The organism is Enterococcus sp. CWB-B31, from assembly GCF_020567645.1.
Lineage (GTDB): Bacteria > Bacillota > Bacilli > Lactobacillales > Enterococcaceae > Enterococcus_L.
In genome coordinates this window covers 203,656-222,432 of sequence record NZ_JAJDJW010000003.1, presented here as the reverse complement: position 1 = coordinate 222,432, position 18,777 = coordinate 203,656, and the positions used below count along the sequence as shown (strand labels likewise).

General features: G+C 39.3%; 18 protein-coding genes and 1 pseudogene. 5 read left to right on the top strand and 14 right to left on the bottom strand.

Translation table 11 applies throughout. The features are described 5' to 3' along the window. Positions 1–223 precede the first annotated feature (223 nt). From thrB to LI954_RS05135, 6 genes and pseudogenes are all read right to left on the bottom strand, one after another. A complete protein-coding gene (gene thrB, locus LI954_RS05160; RefSeq protein WP_202065806.1) occupies positions 224–1,087 on the bottom strand; it encodes a homoserine kinase in 864 nt (287 codons plus the stop codon). Next, positions 1,084–2,142, bottom strand: a complete 1,059-nt coding sequence (gene thrC / locus LI954_RS05155; RefSeq protein WP_202065804.1) for a threonine synthase — start codon at positions 2,140–2,142, stop codon at positions 1,084–1,086. Before thrC ends, thrB begins: the two co-directional genes overlap by 4 nt. A gap of 4 nt (positions 2,143–2,146) precedes the next feature. After that, positions 2,147–3,436, bottom strand: coding sequence for a homoserine dehydrogenase (locus tag LI954_RS05150; RefSeq protein ID WP_229443882.1), 1,290 nt, complete (start codon positions 3,434–3,436; stop codon positions 2,147–2,149). Between the two features lie 753 nt (positions 3,437–4,189). Beyond that, positions 4,190–5,477, bottom strand: a pseudogene (locus LI954_RS05145) (tyrosine-type recombinase/integrase). A 171-nt stretch (positions 5,478–5,648) separates the two neighbouring features. Next, positions 5,649–5,933, bottom strand: coding sequence for a type II toxin-antitoxin system YafQ family toxin (locus tag LI954_RS05140; RefSeq protein WP_229443881.1), 285 nt, complete (start codon positions 5,931–5,933; stop codon positions 5,649–5,651). Continuing rightward, positions 5,923–6,177, bottom strand: a complete 255-nt coding sequence (locus tag LI954_RS05135; protein ID WP_202065798.1) for a type II toxin-antitoxin system RelB/DinJ family antitoxin — start codon at positions 6,175–6,177, stop codon at positions 5,923–5,925. The genes LI954_RS05140 and LI954_RS05135 overlap by 11 nt, the downstream gene beginning before the upstream one ends. A 143-nt stretch (positions 6,178–6,320) precedes the next feature. Here LI954_RS05135 and LI954_RS05130 point away from each other — a divergent pair, with 143 nt between their 5' ends. Further along, the gene (locus LI954_RS05130) at positions 6,321–6,644 is read left to right on the top strand and encodes a helix-turn-helix domain-containing protein (protein WP_229443880.1); all 324 of its coding nucleotides are present in this window, start codon (positions 6,321–6,323) and stop codon (positions 6,642–6,644) included. Between the two features lie 158 nt (positions 6,645–6,802). On the opposite strand, the gene LI954_RS05125 is transcribed toward LI954_RS05130, so the two are convergent. The 5 genes from LI954_RS05125 to LI954_RS05105 form a co-directional block, all read right to left on the bottom strand. After that, the gene (locus LI954_RS05125) at positions 6,803–7,090 is read right to left on the bottom strand and encodes an ArsR/SmtB family transcription factor (RefSeq protein ID WP_202065793.1); all 288 of its coding nucleotides are present in this window, start codon (positions 7,088–7,090) and stop codon (positions 6,803–6,805) included. Between the two features lie 333 nt (positions 7,091–7,423). Next, positions 7,424–8,203 carry a pyrroline-5-carboxylate reductase gene (proC, locus tag LI954_RS05120; protein ID WP_229443879.1) on the bottom strand — a complete coding sequence of 260 codons (780 nt, stop codon included), beginning with the start codon at positions 8,201–8,203 and terminating at the stop codon, positions 7,424–7,426. A 146-nt stretch (positions 8,204–8,349) separates the two neighbouring features. Continuing rightward, positions 8,350–10,074, bottom strand: a complete 1,725-nt coding sequence (locus LI954_RS05115) for a phospho-sugar mutase (RefSeq protein ID WP_229443878.1) — start codon at positions 10,072–10,074, stop codon at positions 8,350–8,352. A gap of 289 nt (positions 10,075–10,363) precedes the next feature. Further along, entirely contained in the window at positions 10,364–11,089 is a 726-nt protein-coding gene (locus LI954_RS05110) for a nitroreductase family protein (protein ID WP_229443877.1), read from the bottom strand. A gap of 199 nt (positions 11,090–11,288) precedes the next feature. Beyond that, on the bottom strand, positions 11,289–12,734 hold the full coding sequence (locus tag LI954_RS05105) for a PLP-dependent aminotransferase family protein (RefSeq protein ID WP_229443876.1): 1,446 nt from the start codon (positions 12,732–12,734) through the stop codon (positions 11,289–11,291). A gap of 119 nt (positions 12,735–12,853) precedes the next feature. Between LI954_RS05105 and thiD the strand changes: the two genes are divergently transcribed. Together thiD and LI954_RS05095 are read left to right on the top strand one after the other, a co-directional pair. Then, positions 12,854–13,675 carry a bifunctional hydroxymethylpyrimidine kinase/phosphomethylpyrimidine kinase gene (gene thiD / locus LI954_RS05100; RefSeq protein WP_229443875.1) on the top strand — a complete coding sequence of 274 codons (822 nt, stop codon included), beginning with the start codon at positions 12,854–12,856 and terminating at the stop codon, positions 13,673–13,675. A gap of 13 nt (positions 13,676–13,688) precedes the next feature. Then, entirely contained in the window at positions 13,689–14,225 is a 537-nt protein-coding gene (locus LI954_RS05095) for an ECF transporter S component (RefSeq protein ID WP_229443874.1), read from the top strand. A 58-nt stretch (positions 14,226–14,283) separates the two neighbouring features. On the opposite strand, the gene LI954_RS05090 is transcribed toward LI954_RS05095, so the two are convergent. The 3 genes from LI954_RS05090 to guaC form a co-directional block, all read right to left on the bottom strand. Then, a complete protein-coding gene (locus LI954_RS05090) occupies positions 14,284–15,270 on the bottom strand; it encodes a permease prefix domain 1-containing protein (protein WP_229443873.1) in 987 nt (328 codons plus the stop codon). Then, complete coding sequence (locus LI954_RS05085) at positions 15,270–15,599, bottom strand: PadR family transcriptional regulator (protein WP_202065766.1); 330 nt, start codon at positions 15,597–15,599, stop codon at positions 15,270–15,272. The genes LI954_RS05090 and LI954_RS05085 overlap by 1 nt, the downstream gene beginning before the upstream one ends. Positions 15,600–15,909: 310 nt before the next feature. Beyond that, positions 15,910–16,887, bottom strand: coding sequence for a GMP reductase (gene guaC / locus LI954_RS05080; protein WP_202065764.1), 978 nt, complete (start codon positions 16,885–16,887; stop codon positions 15,910–15,912). A 386-nt stretch (positions 16,888–17,273) separates the two neighbouring features. On the opposite strand from guaC, the gene LI954_RS05075 reads away from it, so the two are divergent. Both LI954_RS05075 and LI954_RS05070 read left to right on the top strand, forming a co-directional pair. Then, complete coding sequence (locus LI954_RS05075; protein ID WP_229443872.1) at positions 17,274–17,903, top strand: MBL fold metallo-hydrolase; 630 nt, start codon at positions 17,274–17,276, stop codon at positions 17,901–17,903. Positions 17,904–17,924: 21 nt separating this feature from the next. After that, a complete protein-coding gene (locus LI954_RS05070; RefSeq protein WP_229440909.1) occupies positions 17,925–18,632 on the top strand; it encodes a histidine phosphatase family protein in 708 nt (235 codons plus the stop codon). Positions 18,633–18,777: the final 145 nt, after the last annotated feature.

Sequence of the window (18,777 nt, the reverse complement as noted above, 5' to 3'; positions counted from 1 at the left end):
CCAAATTAGTGGCGTTTTTTCCCTTTCCACTATTATTGTACTATAATTTCTCGCATTCATCCTTCAGGCTGAATGAGCTTGCGAATTCATGTTTATTCGACGTAAAGTAAAAATTATTCGTCCACTTGAACACAAAAAGACTGAGAATGAAGTCGTCTCAAAAAGTTAAATCAAACCTGTACCTTTTCGAAACCGACTTGTCATTCCAGTCTTTTTTACTAATCTAGAATACCTGGACACCTTCCTGATCAACCGACAACAGATGAATGGAAGCCTCCATTGTTAATTTTTCAAGTTCTTTAATCATCTGGTCTGTCTTATCTTCTGGAGATAGAACTAGAACTGTCGGTCCTGCTCCACTTAGAAAGGCACCATAAACACCTACTTGATGAGCCAGAGTGCGTATTTCAGTTAAATGAGGAACTAGATGCTTTCTATGAGATTCATGCCAGCGATCCTTTTCCATCATGACACCGGCTAGCGGCAGATTACCATTCAAAATAGCGGCAATCATCACATTTGCAATGGAGCTGGCCTGGACTGCTGCCTGATAAGACATTGTTTGAGGAAGTACCTCGCGGCTTTCTTTTGTCAGCAGCTCACGATCGGGAACATAAGCAATCACATCACACATCGGAAAATGATGTTTAACATAACGCACTTCCCCATCTACATAGCTGGCTACTACAAAATCACCACATATAGCCGGAGCTACATTATCAGGGTGGCCTTCTATCTCTGTCGCAATCTGGACCTTATCTTTTTGCGACAAATGCATGCCGCCTAAACGATTCGCCAGTTCAATGCCGGCAACAATTACACTGGAGCTGCTGCCCAATCCTCTTGCTAATGGAATATCCGATGTCATCTTCAACCGCTTTGGTGATAATTTAGGATTCACCTTTAATGCTGTTTGAATCAGCAAATTTTTTTTATCCCTGGGGATTTCCTCACCAAGCGAGTGCTCAATCTCCCACTCTTCTGTATCTTTCACAATTTCAACACTCAAGAACTGGGACAGCGCAATGCCGCAGGAGTCAAAACCAGGTCCTAAATTGGCACTGGTCGCCGGAACTCTTATCTTCATAAACTAGCCACTCCATCACGTAAATGAAGACGCATTTCTTCGAGATCACTCATTTTTGAGATCGATACATCTACTGCATTCAGTGCAGTATCCGGATCTTTCAAGCCGTTTCCGGTAAAGACAGCTACAACCGTTTCACCTTGTTTTATTTTTCCGGATTGAACATGCTGAATAACTCCCGCCAAAGATGCTGCTGAACCTGGTTCGATAAATACACCGTCCTGTGCAGCTACTTTGCGATAGGCATTTAAAATTTCTTCATCTGTCACACTGTCAATGTATCCTTTTGATTCATCTCTCGCTGCTTCAGCCAGTTTCCAGCTGGCTGGATTGCCGATACGGATCGCTGTTGCCACTGTTTCAGGCTGTTCGATGACTTCTCCTTTTACGATTGCCGCAGCTCCTTCTGCTTCAAAGCCGTGCATCCTTGGAAAAAGAGTTCCTTTCACATCATGCCATTCTTTAAACCCTTTCCAGTAAGCAGAAATATTACCGGCATTCCCAACAGGAATTGCAAGTACATCCGGAGATTTGCCCAACTGTTCGCAAACTTCAAACGCTGCTGTTTTCTGCCCTTCAAGACGATAAGGATTCACTGAATTGACTAATGCCACTGCTTCTGTTTGTGCAATATCTCTAACAGCCTTCAGCGCTTCGTCAAAGTTACCCGGAATAGAAATAATATCGGCACCGTAAATGATCGCCTGAGCCAGTTTTCCCATCGCAATCTTCCCATCAGGAATAATAACATAGGCTTTGATTCCGGCACGTGTCGCATAAGCTGCCGCTGCTGCACTGGTATTTCCTGTTGATGCACAGATAATAGCTTTCGCTCCGTCTTCAACAGCCTTTGCTACAGCCATAACCATACCGCGGTCCTTAAATGAACCAGTAGGATTTAATCCTTCATATTTTCCGTAAAGAGTAATTCCAAGCTCTTTTGATAAATTATTTAATGGAATTAAAGGCGTATTGCCTTCTGCCAGAGAAATCATCGGTGTTTTCTCAGTAATCGGTAAGTACTCTTTATATTGTTTTAGTAATCCTTCGTACATTGTATCATCCCTCCAAAACTTTCAACGTATTCAACAGCTCGAAATCTGAAACAGCTTCTATTTGATCTGTTACTTTCAGCATCTGTTCTTTCGTAATCGTATGTGTAATCAACACGACCTTGGCGCGAGTCCCATCAGATTTCTGTTGAAGCATCTGATCCAGACTTACGTTTGCTTCAGCCATCAGCTTGGTTAGAAGCAAAATTTGTCCCGACTTGTCAGGAACTTCGATTGAGAAGTAATATTTCCCAAAAATTCCGTCATTGTCTGTTAATTTTGTCTCATGCTGATATTCATTAAACATATGACCCGTTGTCCCCAGATTCATATTTTTTGCAATTGTAATGATATCGCTGACAACACTTGTTGCAGTTGGTTTTGCTCCTGCTCCCGGTCCGTAATACATAGATTCTCCTACACCGGCACTGTTAATAAATACCGCATTAAATTCATTCCGTACAGAAGCCAAAGGATGTGATTTAGCTACCAGCATTGGGCCCACTTCAACAGCAATCCCGCCATTGCTTTTTTCAGAAGAACCGATCAGCTTAATTTCATACCCTAAATGAGACGCTATTGACACATCATCGGAAGTAATTCCTCTAATCCCTTTTTTGTCAACCTGATCCAATGCAATGTTCATTCCAAACGCAAATTGGCTGAGAATGACCATTTTGTATGCTGCATCAATCCCGTCTACATCATTTGTCGGATCAGATTCAGCGAAACCTAAATCCTGTGCTTCTTTCAACGCTTGCTCGTAGGATTTCTTTTCCGACAGCATCTTTGTCAGCATATAGTTGGTTGTCCCGTTCACAATCCCAAGAACCTTCTGAATATCATCAGCTGCAAGACTATTTGCTATTGTTCGCAGAATGGGTATCCCCCCGGCAACACTGGCTTCATAATACAAATCACAATGATTTTCCTGTGCCAACGCCACAAGCTCACTGCCATGTTGAGCCAGCAAGTCTTTATTTGCCGTTACGACATGTTTGCCATTCTTAAGCGCTCTTGTAATAAAAGTTTTAGCCGGTTCTACTTTTCCAATCAGTTCCACAACAATGTTGATTTCCGTATCATTGATGATTTCCTCAACATCCGTAGTCAGATCAATATCAAATCGTTCAGACTGATATTGTTTTTCCTTTTCATCACGGACAAGTGCTTTGCTGATAACTACTTCCATCCCTGTCACCTGAGAAATCTTCTCACGATGCTCCTGAAGGATTGTTGGAACACCGGAACCTACTGTTCCCAGTCCCAGTAAACCGATTTTCAACTTTTCTTTCATAATTTTATTTCCCCCAACTGATTAATGTGTATATGGATAGTGAAAAATGAAACAGGCTGTTCAATCTGCAAACCAGGCATCTTCTTCTTTCCAATTATAAACAGACCTGATTTTCAATAGAACCTGCTGTCCTTTTAACGATATTTAAAATGAGAAATATTTCATTTTTTTCTCATAAAATATGTATCTAGTATACCTAACCGATAAATAAAAAACTAGCCTTTTCTCCTAATTTCTCACTAAATTAAAAGAAAAAACCAGCTTAAACTGATTACTTGAGAACACTAAAAAGTTTGTGACAGAATTTTATTTATCTTGGGCTGCCAGTTCTATTAGCGTTTCGACCGAATTAAAAATAAGTTATGTTTCTAGTCCATGAAACATGCAGTCAGAACGAGAGCTGCTCGGCAAAGAACATCGATTTCAACCATCCTTTTTTACTTCCGGAGGATGAATTATGATATGCATAGGACATCAAATAAACTAGCAATAATTCATCCCTATGTTAAAAGCTTACTCCTACGCTTCTTTGAATACTCGTCGCAGGTCTTAATAGTTGTGCTGTATGCGAAACAACGCTCTGATGAATGGGTAGACATTCAAACTTGAATAGACAATAAACAACTGTATAGGCAGAAGTCCAGCTTCTAGCACCAAACAGATATCATCATCCTCTATTCTGACAAATCAATCATAGTGATTTACTACACAGTTTATTCTATATTAAAACAAATCGTTCCCACTCCAATGCTGTTAAAAAAGCTCTGTAACCCTTGGTATAACAGCACTTTTAGGGGTTGTTTTTATTTCTGGAGACATTTTTGGAGACAATGCCTTTTATTGCTTGATTGCCATTGAAATAGAAAAATTTCTGCTGGGCTGTTTTTATGGCAATTCTTCCCGTCATATCAAGTGCAAGCTCCTTATCGGCTCCTGCCCACATATGAGCATAGTGTTTTAAGGTAATATCTGGTGAAGAGTGCCCTAGCCGTTTTGAAATGACCAATACATTAGCATTTAGCTCATTGATTAAGTAACTAGCATGAGAATGGCGTAGCCCTTTAGCCTGAATCTCTGGCACACCAGCTTCTTTAGCGTATTTCTTAATGTTTCTTGAAAGGGTTGATTTCATCATAGAAGCACCATCATAGCTGAAGATGAAATCTGTCGTAATACCTATATCAAGCTGTCGTTTTTTTCAGACTTTTAAGATTTCAATTGTGTCATCATCTAGCGTGATAATACGACTTCCAGCTTCAGTTTTAGTGTAGTTTTGGCGATGCCAATTCGTTTTTGATTTAAGCTTCAACATATGGCTAACTCGCAGTTCCTTTTTTGAAAAATTAACGTCTTTCCACCATAGAGCACAGCCTTCATTCACTCGAACACCTGTATTAAAATAGACCCATAACATCACAAAGATAAGGTGGTCGTAGAAATCCTCTATATAGATAGTCGTAATGCCTTTTTCAAAGTCGTTCTTTGTCCAATATTCTACATGAGCTCTACCTTTTGGAATAGCTTTCACTTTACTTGCAACGTTTACATTCAAATACTGTAAATTTACAGCAAATTCTCATGTTTTCTTGAATGTTCCATAAGATAAGCTTGCGTATGCTTGTGAGTAGTTAGCGCCTTTTTTAGAAAGAAGCCATGTTCTAAAGTTTTGAGCATCCTGAACGGTCAAGTCACGAAGTTTCTTCTTTCCAAAACGCCTTACAAGCACATCTAACATAGGTTTTCGGGATTCAAAGGTACTCTCTTGAACATCTGATTCATAAAAAGGGATGTAATCCTGCTTCATGAACTGTCCATAAGTAATGTTGTGGTTTGAGAAGCCATTATTTTGCAAATAAAGGTTCATAAATCTAGTTGCCTCAGTATAAGCTTCTTTAGCTGTTTCAAACTTCCTGCCGTTTTCAAAGTTTTGAGACTTCGCTTTAACTCGTTTACCCGTAATTCTATCAATTCCCAAACTAATCTCATAATAAAATTGTCCTTGGGTATTAACATATACCCCTTTGAAATTTGTTTTTGCCATATCTAAATCATCCTCCGATTTAGATAACGTTACACCTAGAATTGCTTGTACCAGCAGACTAAATATAGCCTAGGCCTTATTATACAACGGAAACTATAATGTTACTATAACTGAAGTTGATTTGTTCTGAGAAACGAAAAGAGTACCCCTTAGAACTCAAAAGGTACTACTTTAAGTATTCCTAAAAAATTGGTCGTGTGAGCCAGTTGCAAGTAGCCACAATTCTAAACAACCATTATCGATTCGATAAACTAGTAACCAATCCTTTTCAATATGCAATTCTCGTAGACCTTGTTTATTTCCTTTTAAGGCATGGTCTTTATAAATACGTACCAGTTGCTCAGTGTCTTGACTAAGTAGCAAGTCAAGAACTACCTCGAATTTATCCATGTCATAATGTTTTTTCTTTAAAGCCTTGTAGTTACGTTCAAATGTGGGAGCTGTTCTAATCTTCATTGTTTAGTTCTTCCATCAGCTCTTGTTTGTTATTAAAGGTCTTGTAATTGCCACTTTCAATTTCTTTTAATGCTTGAGATAAATCGTCTTGACCTAGAGATAACGTGAATGGAATAGCTTGTTCCTTAACAACCTTAGTTAAATAAATTTTGATTCCAGTGGAGAGATCCATGCCGATATCGTTAAAAAACTTAGCAGATTCTTCTTTTAATTCGTCGTCTAATCGCAAGTTTAACTGTGCCATATTCTCAGCCCCTTTCTTACAACTATTATAGCATTATCGTATATACGTTGTAAAGCGTTGTGAGCCAATATAACTTGATGTATACCAGCTTTTTTGGAGCTAGAGAATGAATACAAGGAGACGCTTATTACTGATACTGTTAGATGGAACAAGATATTTTGAGTAATCTTGGAAGCGAGGTTAGGAAGCTAAGAGTAGCTAAAAAAATGACACAACAGGAGTTAGCTGAGGTTTGTAATTTAAGCCTTCCGTTTATTAACTTAATTGAAAATAATAAGAGAAGTGTGTCTCTGGAGACACTAGTGAAGTTATTATCTGCTCTTGAGGTTTCTTTAAGTGATTTTTTTCTACCGTTTTCACAGACAGATGAGAGCTTAACTGTGCTACTGCATTTACTTCTAAAATCACCAAAAAAAGCCCAGTATATTGAGCTTTTCACTCAAATACTGAAGCTTTCAGAATTATAAAACTCTGCCTAGTAAAAAAATCTTGGCAGAGTTATTTTTTTGGAGACAATCTCGGAGACAGTTCAAGTCGCTTTAACTGATTTCAAACAATTCTAACTAACTCCAAATGCTATTAAATCAAGGATTCTAGGCGTACATTCCCCTTAACTATTATTCCCTTAGTGATGACTAATATGTTCAAAGGTCTGCGTTAAAATATCAATAACATGATGATCGTCTAATGAGTAATAAATGGTTTTCCCATCTCTTCTTGATTTTACAACACGGCTTTGTCTCAGCAGCTTCAATTGATGAGACACTGCTGACTGCTCCATGTCAAGTTCTGCAGCTATCGCCGTTACATTTAATTCACCTTTTTTCAAAACAAGTAAAATACGTAATCGTGTAGGATCACTTAATACTTTATACAGCTGACTGACTTGTTGAATTTCTTCGGTTAACTCCATAACTCTCAACTCTTTCCGTGAAGTCGGGACGAAAGCATTTATCTTCTGACAGTAAGAAGAAATTCACTAAAAAAATTCATTTATTTTAGTGACCAGATGGTATTGTTCAACATCCATTTTATTTATAAAACAGTGTCTCTCAACAATTTCGTTTATTATCGAAGGAACTGCTTCTGTGCCGCCGTTAATTCGGTTTTCATATTTTGTAAAACCGGAAACTGTTTTTTACTGCTCTTATAAGATTTTTTACTTTGAATAGTTCAAACCGCTCTCAGCTTAACAGCTGAAGGATAGGATAACAAAGTTTTTGCGTTTTTCAATATAAATTGTTATCTATGCATTATTTGCCTGTCTTACTGCATCAATGACCGCATAACGAAATCCATTTTTTTCTAAAGCGGCAACTCCTTTAATGGTGGTTCCTCCCGGAGAAGTTACATCATCTTTTAATTCAGCCGGATGTCTTCTGGATTCTATCGCCAGTCGAGCCGTCCCAAATATCATCTGTGCGACAATCTCATAGCTGAGCGCTCTTGGCAGGCCTTCCATTACAGCTGCATCACCCAAAGCTTCCATAAACACATCTACAAATGCAGGACTGCATCCCGCCACTGTTCCGACAGTTCCAAGAAGATCTTCTGGAACTTCCACCACTTTTCCAAGGCTTTCCAAAATCTTTTTAGCCGCTTCCTTTTCTTCTTTCGGCAAATTATCTGAATAAGCTGCACCAATCATTCCTTCATTTACGCTGACTGGGGTATTGGGAATAGCATGAACAACATAGCTTTCATTCCCTAAAACTGCCTGAGCCTCTGCTATTGTATGTCCGGCAGCAACCGAAATCAGCACGGTGTCTTTAGACAGAAAGGGAGCGAGCTCTTTCAATACATGCAAAACAATTTTTGCACCAGTTGCGATAAAAATCAGTTTACAGTTTTTAAACTGCTCGTAGTCAGGAAGCAGCTGGAATTTAAGTTTTTTCTGAAGTTTTTCTGCTGTGCCGCTGGAACCGCCCTTCACAAAAAGATGTTTAGCGGAAACAGTTTTTACTTTGAGCAAGCCCTCAATCATTGCACCGCCCATTTGTCCTGCGCCGATAAAACCAATATTCATTTTATTGCTCCCCTTTCTTACTGCATATGTATAAATTAAGAAAACCTCTGCTGGAAAAGTATACTAAAAAACTTTTTTCTTAAATAATAAAGGATGGCATAATTTTAACGCAAATTATTAACCATCCTCTTCTCATTAGAGTTTTGCTATTCAGTAATTTTGTTTACTGCATTTTCAAATGCAGCAAGTTTTTCATCTGCGTTCTCATGACTTGTGCCAATAGTTGCCACGTAAAATTTAATCTTCGGTTCAGTACCGGAAGGTCGAATAGCAATCCAGCTGCCATCTCCCATATAATATTTCAGAACATCAGACGGCGGCGTTAAGATTTTTTCCTCTTTCCCATCCGCAGTTCGACTGACTAATTCTTTGAAATCTTCTGTTTTAGTCACTGAAACTTCTGCAAACTCACTTGGTGCTTCTTGTCGGAATTTCGCCATTAATTCTTTAATTTTTTGGCTTCCTTCAATTCCACTCAGTGTAACTGAAATTGTTTTTTCCTTATAATAGCCATACTCTGCAAAAATATCCTGTAAACCGTCATATAACGTTTTTCCTTGCTTCTTGTAATACGCAGCAACTTCTGCAAGAAGTACCAGCGCCTGAATGGCATCTTTATCACGGACAAATGATTTTACGAGGTAACCATAGCTTTCCTCAAACCCAAACATAAATGTCTGTGAATGGTCTTCTTCGTACTCTTCAATTTTTTCGGCAATAAATTTGAATCCAGTCAGTACATCAACCATTTTTGTGTTGTATTTTTCAGCAATGGCAGTTGCCAGTTCACTGGATACAATGGATTTTAGAACTACTGCATTTTCAGGTAATGTTCCTGCTTGTTTATGTGCTTCAAGAATATATTGAAGCATAACAGAACCAATCTGGTTTCCAGTTAGAACCTGATAAGAGCCGTCAGGAAGACGAACAGCTGCACCCAAACGGTCCGCATCAGGATCTGTCGCAATCAGCAAATCCGCATTTTCTTTTTCCCCCAAACGAATCGCATATTCAAAAGCTGAATGTTCTTCCGGGTTTGGAGACTTAACTGTTGTAAAGTCAGGATCTGCAACTGCCTGTTCAGAAACAAGCGAGAACTGAGTAAAGCCAGCTTGCTTCAGTGCCTTTTCTCCAAGCATCTTCCCTGTTCCATGCAGCGGTGTATAAATCAGCTTCAATTCTCCGCCCATTTCATTGATTAATTCCTGATTAATCGTTACAGACTTCAATTTACTCAGATATTCTTTATCGACTTCTTCACCGATAATTGTGATCAAGCCACGGTTCTTACCTTCTTCCTCAGACAGAACTTCAACTTTTAATGGATTTTCTACTGAACGAACATAAGTAGTTAAAGCATCTGCATCTGCTGGAGGCATTTGTCCGCCATCAGCACCATAAACTTTATACCCATTATATTCAGCAGGATTATGAGAAGCAGTAATCATGATGCCGGCAAAAGCATTAAGATGTCTCACTGCAAAAGAAAGCTCAGGGGTTGGTCTCAGACTTTCAAATACATAGGCGGGAATTCCGTGTTGGGCTAATGTTTTCGCAGCCTCCATTGCAAATTCAGGTGACTTATGACGAGAATCATATGCAATTGCCACCCCGCGTTTTTTTGTTTCAACGTCCTGTCCGTCCATAAACAACGCCAGACCTTCAGTTGCCTGACGAATAGTGAAGATATTCATTCGGTTAATTCCGGCACCCAAAATCCCCCGCATTCCTGCTGTCCCAAATTCCAAAGGAGCATAAAATGCATCCTGGCATTTTTCACTGTCATCAGCAAGTGAATTAAGCTCCTCTTTCAATTCTGCAGGTAAATTTTCTTCATTTAGCCATTGCTCATATACTTGTTCCCAAGACATGAATAAAACCCCTCTCATACTTTGTTTTTTCTTCTAACAGTATAGCATTCCTTCTTCGCTTAAGAAAGTAATGTAATAAAAAACCGTAAGCAGCCAAAGGAAACATATATAGCTTTACTGAATGTTGTACTGAAAATAATTATTTCAGCATGCCTTGTATGACCATCAGGCATGCGACGAGCATTCAGAGAAGCAGAGGAACGAGTCCTTGCATTTAAAATCCCTGAAATTTTCGTTTCTTCAACAGCTTCCAGCCAGATCCCAGTTAATCTCAATATCCGATTTATTTCTATTTAAATACCCTTTTAAGTTTCAACAGTTGATCAATCAACCGATTTGGTTTGGATGAAAAATAATCGGCAAATTTCTTACTCCATAATTTTGTTTCACGGACTTCTCCAAATTTTTCCATGGTCTCATCGTATTCTTCTATTAAGGTATACGGATAAGATGTAAATTTTTCATGGAAAATTATCGTCTCTTTCGGAAGCCTTGGTTTCACTTTCATTTCAACAGTCGGCTTACCGATACTCAAACCAAACAATGGAAACATTCCCACAGGCATTTCCAGCAGCTCGCTGATTTCTTTCCCATGTTTGCGAATACTTCCAACCACAACAGAGCCCAACCCCATGCTTTCAACAGCAGTCACAGCACTTCCCAATGCCAATGCAGCATCTGTTGCAGCAATCAGAGTAGAATCAATACTTTCAGAAGTCAAATTTTCTACTCCGTATTCTTCGCTGACACATTGTGTCCGGTATAGATCACCGGCAAAAATGAGGAAAACAGAACTTTTCAACATATGAGGGTTCCCGGGATTCCATTCTACAAGTTGTTTTCTTATCTGTTCATCCCGAATGACAAAGATGCTGTAAAACTGACCATTCATCCAGCTGGGTGCCTGTCTGGCCGCTTTTAAAATGGAATTCAGCGCTTCCTCCGGTATAACATACTGCTCATCAAAATCTCTATGTGTCTTTCTATTCACTAATACCTTCATTGTTTCATTCATACTTTTCCCTCCATTCCAGTTTATTCTATCATATTTACGGTGAATTCCAGCTCAGAAACTGAGTTTTTTTATTCTGCTTTTTCCAACAAAAGAGCCAGTGGACAATGTTTGTAAAATCTTCTCAACTAGTATTATTTTAACTGAGCGTTGGCAGCAGCAATATTTGTTCAAAAAAGTTTAAATTCTAAACAGCTAATCGTCATTTTCTGCTCTCAGTGGTTTTAAAAATACTTTCTGATATTTTTTCTATCTTTTGTCTGAATAGTGGAAGCTGTTCTGCTGAAACTCTCGAAAAGTTGATACGTACACTGTTTCGATCTCTGCTAAACAGAAAACCAGGTGCCGCCAGCAGCCCTTCTCTGAGAAACTGCTGCCAGTCATTTTGTTTAAGCTCTTTTCCCAGGAAAGTCGCCCATAGGTAAAAGCCTCCCTGCGGTTTCTCCACTTTCCAGCATTCCAGCTTTTTCAAAACAGTGTAAACTGCCTCTCCGCGTTGATGAACTTCATTTTTCAGTAAAGAAAGCTTTTCATCAAATGATGGATCATTTAATGCAATATTACCAAGCAGCTGCGGGAAAATACTTAATGAAAAATCCATTATTTTTCTCGCTTCAGCAATTTGTCGATTGACTGACGGCGGCGCACTCAGCCAACCGATTTTCGTTGTAGAGCCTAATATTTTAGACAGTGACCCTATATAAAGAACATTCTCAGGATCTAATTTTTTCAGGGGGGGAATCTGTATTGCAGAAATTTCACTTAATTGACCAAATACATCATCCTCTACAATAGGGATTTGATATTTTTGACACAGCTTAACCAGCTCCTGTCGCCGCCTAACGCCCATTACTTTCCCCGTCGGATTTTGAAAGGAGGGATTTACCATGACCATCTTCACTCTGTGCTGACGAATTAACTGCTCCAAACTCATCAATTCTATTCCCTCATCGTCCATTGGTACACCGTAGAGTCGAATTCCTGCTGCCTGAAAAATCGGCAGAGCATAAAAGAAAGACGGGTCTTCAATAGCGACACTGTCTCCCGCTCTTAAAAGAACCTGCAAAATCAGAAACAAGGCCTGCTGAGCCCCGGAAGTTATGAGCAGCGACTCCTTCTGAAGAGAAAAGTCATACTCCTTTTCAACCATTCGGCAAATGGATTCCCTTAGAGGTAAATAACCGAAGTCGTCCTGTTCTTCTTCCTCTAAAAAATGCTTCCAAGTCAGCGGCGGGATGTCAAAGCTGGGAATCAGCTCCAAGGGCAGCTCCCCTGTATAAACATCCAGTATCTGATCACTATTTTCACTCATTAACTGATTCATTTTTTCGATAAACGGTTCTGTTTTATTAAATGCATTCTGCTCCAGATATCTTCGCCAGTCTGTCCGTGCAGTTGAGGCGATTCCCCATTTCCCTTCTGCAACAAACGAACCGCTCCCCTGCTTTCGAATCAGCCAACCCATATCCTCCAGTTCTTCCAATGCATGGACAACCGTTGAACGATTGACACCAAGCTTTTCTGCCAATCGTCTTTCAGCCGGCAGCTTTTCTCCGGGCAGCAGTTCCCCTTCTCTAATATACGAAAGGATCAGTTCGATAATTTTTCTGTAAACAGGAAGACCTTTTTCTTTATTTAATTCCCACATACTTACTTCCTCCGCAAAAATTGGATGAGTTAAAAATAATCCAATTGGCTGTTTTTGTCAATAGAACGCTGCGCTAGAATATAACTATTGTAACAACATTCAATCAGGGAGGTACAGCAATGATAAAGAAAGTATTAACTGTGGCGGGGTCTGATTCTAGCGGCGGAGCTGGGATTCAAGCCGATTTAAAAACATTTCAGGAATTTGGTACATTTGGTTTTTCTGCTCTGACGAGTATCGTTACCATGAATCCTGATGAAGGCTGGAGTCATCTTGTGACCCCTATAGAGCCGGAACTAGTGGAAAAACAATTAAAAACAATTTTTGCTGGCGGGGCGTTAGACGGTATGAAAACCGGTATGCTTGGAACGGTTGGTGCAATCGAAATTACCAGACAGTATATCGATAAATTTGATATGAAGAATGTTGTGATTGATCCTGTGATGGCCTGTAAAGGAACAAGTGAACTGCTGCAGCCGGAAAATGTTGCGGCAATGGTTAAACATCTTCTTCCTACAGCGACTATCACCACTCCAAATTTGGTTGAAGCAGGCATTCTATCCGAAATGGGTGCCCTGACTTCCATTGATCAGATGAAAGAAGCAGCTAAAAAGATTCTTTTATTGGGTCCTCAATCTGTTGTGATAAAAGGCGGTCATCGACTTCCTACCGAGAATGCAGTTGATCTGTTTTATGATGGACAAACCTTTACTTTACTGGAAAACAAAAAGCTGGCTACAGATTACAATCATGGAGCCGGATGTACGTTTGCTGCAGCTGTTACTGCCGGACTGGCAAAAGGGTATACAGTGGCACAGGCGGTTCAGACAGCAAAAGAATTTGTTGCAGCAGCTATTGAAAATGGACAAAAAATTAATCCATTTCTGGGACACGTGTGGCATGGTGCTTATAACCAAGCTGAAAAACGAATGACGAAATAAAGGAGTCCGGAATATGGCAAAAAAGAATACGACACTGTCGCTTGTACTTGTAGCACTATTTACCGCCTTAACCATTGTAGGAACAATGATAAAAATTCCTCTGCCTACAGGGGCTTTTGTTCATCTGGGAAATGCTGTCCTGCTACTCGCCGTTTTGTTGTTAGGCTATACTAGAGGAGCCTTGGCAGGTGGTCTGGGCTTTGCAATTTTTGATCTGATGAATGGCTTTGCTGCGGAAGCACCTTATTTCATCATAGAAAGCTTTATTGTTGGCGGAGCAGCCGCTATCGCAATGATGGCTTTTCATAACAACATTGACAATATTAAAAAATTAATGACTGTTGCAATCGTGACGGGGATTGCAAAAATCATTATGACACAGCTGAAAAATACAGCATTGGCCCTATTTGCAGGCAGCAGCTTTCAACTGGCATTTTCCAGCGCTTTATCCATGCTGCTTGCAACAGTTTTGAATGTGACAATTACAATCATTTTTGTGTCACTCGTGTATTTCCCTTTGAAAAAAGCAATGACTACTATTTTCAGGTAAATAAAAGAAGCGTTTGGCAGCCAAACGCTTCTTTTATTATTACCGGATTTATAATAAGTTATTTTTCACTGGTAAAAATACTTTCCAGAATTCCAAAAATGATCCCTGCGATTGGAAAAATAATCCAAGAAGTCCCCCAGTTTCCGGCGATAAAACTTTGAAAAAGATAGCTGACAACAACAAGCGGCCAATAGATTTTTTCAATAACCAGCCAGAATTGCGGCTTTTTTCTATTTTTTTCCTCCTTCGCACGAGGACCCAATTTATCTTCATCAGAAATAAAGTATTTATGCTTTAACAGCTGAGTAAAGCTTCCCATGATAACTCCTGCATAGATGAAGAGGAAGACCCCTGCTGAAACAAAAAGAAACGCAATAGACATACCCAGAAGCGGAAATTCTTCCATATCACCCATAATAGGCATCGCACCTAAAGGAATAACAGCCAAGATACAAAGAACCACTCCAGCCGAAATACTGAATACATAGGAGCGCTGAAAGTCCCCTTTTATCTTCTCAACCATTTTTTTCACCTGAAGCGGAATAAGCCGATCATCCAGATTTTTCTTGTTATTGGTCATGCTGATGCCGGCAACGATAAACAATGGAACACCCACAGCAACTCCAAGAAAGAGCCCCACAATGCTTATTGCCTCTTCAAAACCTCCATTATTCCATATTGCCATTGCTGCGAAAAATGCTGATAACCCAATCAGAATAGACATTACACCCAGAGCGATAAACAAAGCACCTTTCTTTTGTACCTGTAAAAATCCGTTAGCTTCTTCAACTGAAATTTCATCAATCTCTTGACCAGTTTCGTCAGTATATTCCTGCTTCATATTCATTTCTTCCAGTAGTTCATCAATGTTGCCAAATTCAGTAATTACAGCGCCGATTGCTTCATTTTCAGATTTCCCCTGTGATTTCAGATCATCATATCTGTCCTCGGCACTGGCCAAAAGATCTTCTTTTAATTTCCTGATCTGCCCAGTTTCCTGAATTCCCAGAAATAGGCTTTCTATGTAGTCTTGAATTGTTTTCATCAGTCTTCCTCCTTAATAAAGCATTCAACGACTTTTTTTGTCAACTGCCATTCCTTAATTTTTTCCAACAGGTACTCTGCTCCTGATTCTGTAATCTTGTAATATGTCCTCTTTTTCCCATGAGTCACCTGTCCCGGGTATGATTCAATATATCCGTTTTTTTCCAAACGGGTAAAGGCTGAATACAATGTCGTTTCTTTTATAGAATAATTTTTCTGAGAGGTTTCTCTGATCTGTTTGGAAATCTCATATCCATAAGAATCACCTTCAGAAAGAATCGTTAAAATGAATGTGTCATTATATCCTCTAATTGCATCGCTTCCGATCATTGAATCACCTCCAAATTACTTCATCTAACGTACTACGTCTGTCGTTGTAATTATATTAACATGATTACTACGATAGGTAAAGTAAAATGTGTTGAAAAGATTATTTATTTTGTTTGGATAAAAATTACTGTATAAATAAAAAGCCTGTCAACAACTAATTAAAGAAGTCGATAGGCTTTTTCAGAGGAATGGATAACTAACTCATTACTGTCGTCTCTCCTGTATTTTACTAGGGCGTATCTGAAAATTTATGACGACAAGTTCCATAAAAATATCGAAAATACTTACCGCTAGAGTTTTCAGACAGAACCTAAATAGTATCTCCATTAAAGATTGAGTTTTTCACAATCACATAATCAACTTTGCGGATGGATTCTAAATCTCTCCCGCCGGCATAAGAAATGGAAGACTGAAGGTCCTGCTGCATTTCAACCAGTGTGTCAGAAAGTCTTCCTTTGTAACGAATCCAGATTTTCTTCCCTTCAACGTTTTTCTTTTCCCCTTTTTGAAATTCAGAGGCACTGCCAAAGTATTCCTTGTATACCACACCATTTTCTACTTTTGTTTCTCCTGGAGATTCTTCATGTCCGGCAAATAAAGAACCAATCATGACCATTGTCGCTCCAAATCGAACAGATTTAGCTACATCACCAGGCGTTCTAATTCCGCCGTCTGCAATGATTGGTTTACGTGCAGCTTTACCGCACCAGCGTAATGCTGCCAACTGCCAGCCGCCGGTTCCGAACCCTGTCTTTATTTTCGTAATACAGACTTTACCAGGTCCGATACCCACTTTTGTTGCATCCGCTCCCGCATTCTCCAGTTCCCTAACAGCTTCTGGAGTTCCTACATTCCCAGCAATGACAAATGTTGTCGGCAGCGTCTGTTTCAAATGCTGAATCATGCGAATCACTGCATTGGAATGCCCATGAGCAATATCAATTGTTACATAATCTGGGATCAGATTTTGCTTGGCTAATTCTTCAACAAACACATATTCTTCTTCCTTTACTCCAACACTGATAGAAGTAATGAGTCCTCTTTTCTTCATTCGCTGAACAAACGGAATCCGTGCTTCTTCATCAAAGCGGTGCATAATATAAAAATAGCCGTTTTCAGCTAAAAATTCTGCAATTTTATCATCAATAATCGTCTGCATATTCGCAGGAACGACAGGCATTTTAAAAGTGTGCGCACCTAACTTTACACTTGTATCACATTCAGAACGACTGTTGACAATACATTTGTTGGGAATCAGTTGAACATCTTCATAATCAAAAACTTTCATTCTACTATCTCCTAGCAATTTAATAGTTTCGGGACAAAAACACGTAATAAAAAGCTTTATCAAATAAAAAACGTTCGGTTTTTCTACCCATGATAATTTACACCATTTTCAGACGAATGTCAAAGGAATTCTTAGCGCATCCAAAGACTTTTACAAGAAGTTTGATTTTACTTTTATCAGCAGTTCTCTAAGTCCCTAAAAAACAGCTCATTTTTAGATAAACAAATACCAAAAAGACAGGTCTTCATCAACCACGTTTTTCTTTTTAATTAAGAAGGCTTGTTTGAATCAGATTAAATTATCGACAAAACAATCCCAGACCTTTGTTTTCCTCCCATGAATTGTTGTATACTTATAAAAGAACAATAAAGAAAGGTACTGATACGATGCTAAAAATTGAGCGAATTAAAACCGGCCCTATCCAGGAAAACTGCTACCTTATTTACAATGAAGAGGGCTTGCTGATTATCGATCCCGGAGCAGAGGCTCAGAAATTAATTCAAGCAGTGGATAAAACCGGAAAGAAGCCTACAGCTATCCTACTGACCCATACACATTATGATCATATCGGTGCTGTTGAGGAGCTTCGGAAGCATTACAACATTCCAGTCTATGTTAGCCCATTGGAACAAAGCTGGCTTTCTGATCCTGTCATGAACTTGTCCGGATTGGGTCGGCATAATGATATTCCGGATATTATCGTTCAGTCAGCTGAATATGAATTTGAAATGAAAGAATACGAAATCAGCGGTATGCGCTTTACTGTTGTCCCCACCCCAGGACATTCTATTGGAAGTGTCAGCTTTATTTTTGATGATTTTGTTGTCTGTGGTGATGCGCTGTTTAGAGGAAGCATTGGTAGAACAGATTTGGCAACAGGTAATTTTGATCAGCTTATTCACAGTATTACCACTTACCTTTTCACTCTACCAGGTGAATTTCCAGTTTACTCGGGTCATGGAGATGCAACAACTGTTGAGCATGAAAAGAAAACCAATCCATTTTTCCAATCATAAAAACTAACTGAGGTGAAAAAAATGACAGAAACAAAGCTTTATATTATCCGTCATGGAAAAACAATGTTTAACACGATCGGTCGAACACAGGGCTGGTCAGATACACCTTTGACTGCTGAAGGAGAACTGGTCATCCAACAGCTGGGTGCCGGCTTAAAAACAATTCCTTTTAAAGAAGCCTATTCCAGCGACAGCGGAAGAGCCATGCAGACGGCAAGAATTATTTTACAGGAGCATCTGCAGGGGGAAAGTATTCCCTATCGTACAGACAAACGCATCAGAGAGTGGTGCTTTGGTTCGTTAGATGGTGGATATGATGGCGAACTATGGGGGGTTGTTCCCAGAATTTTAGCATTTAAAAATTATGATGAAATGATGTCAGAAACCATCAGTTATAAGAACTTGGCGGATGCAATCATTGAAGCCGACACCTCCAATTGGGCAGAGCCCTATGAAAAGATCAAAGAACGTGTCTGGTCAGGTTTCGAAGATATGGCACATTACAGAGAAAAAGATGGCGGCGGCAACATCATGGTTGTTTCCCATGGTCTGACTATTTCGTTCCTGCTGTCTCTAATTGATAACGACCTGCCTATGCAAATCGGATTGGAAAACGGCAGTGTGACAACACTGACTTATAAGGATGGTTCGTTTACTATTGAAGATGTTAATGATCTCCACTATATTGCAGACGGTAAAAAAGAACTTGAAGAAAAGAATTTACTATAATAAAGCTCAAATAGAACAGACAAGATTTTGTTTTCTGAATCTTCCTGTTCTTTTTTGGCTTGTTTAAATTAGTATCCTTTAAGCAAATACCAAAGAAAGTATTAAGATTTTATTTCTCATTCCAACTATCTCACAAAATAGAATC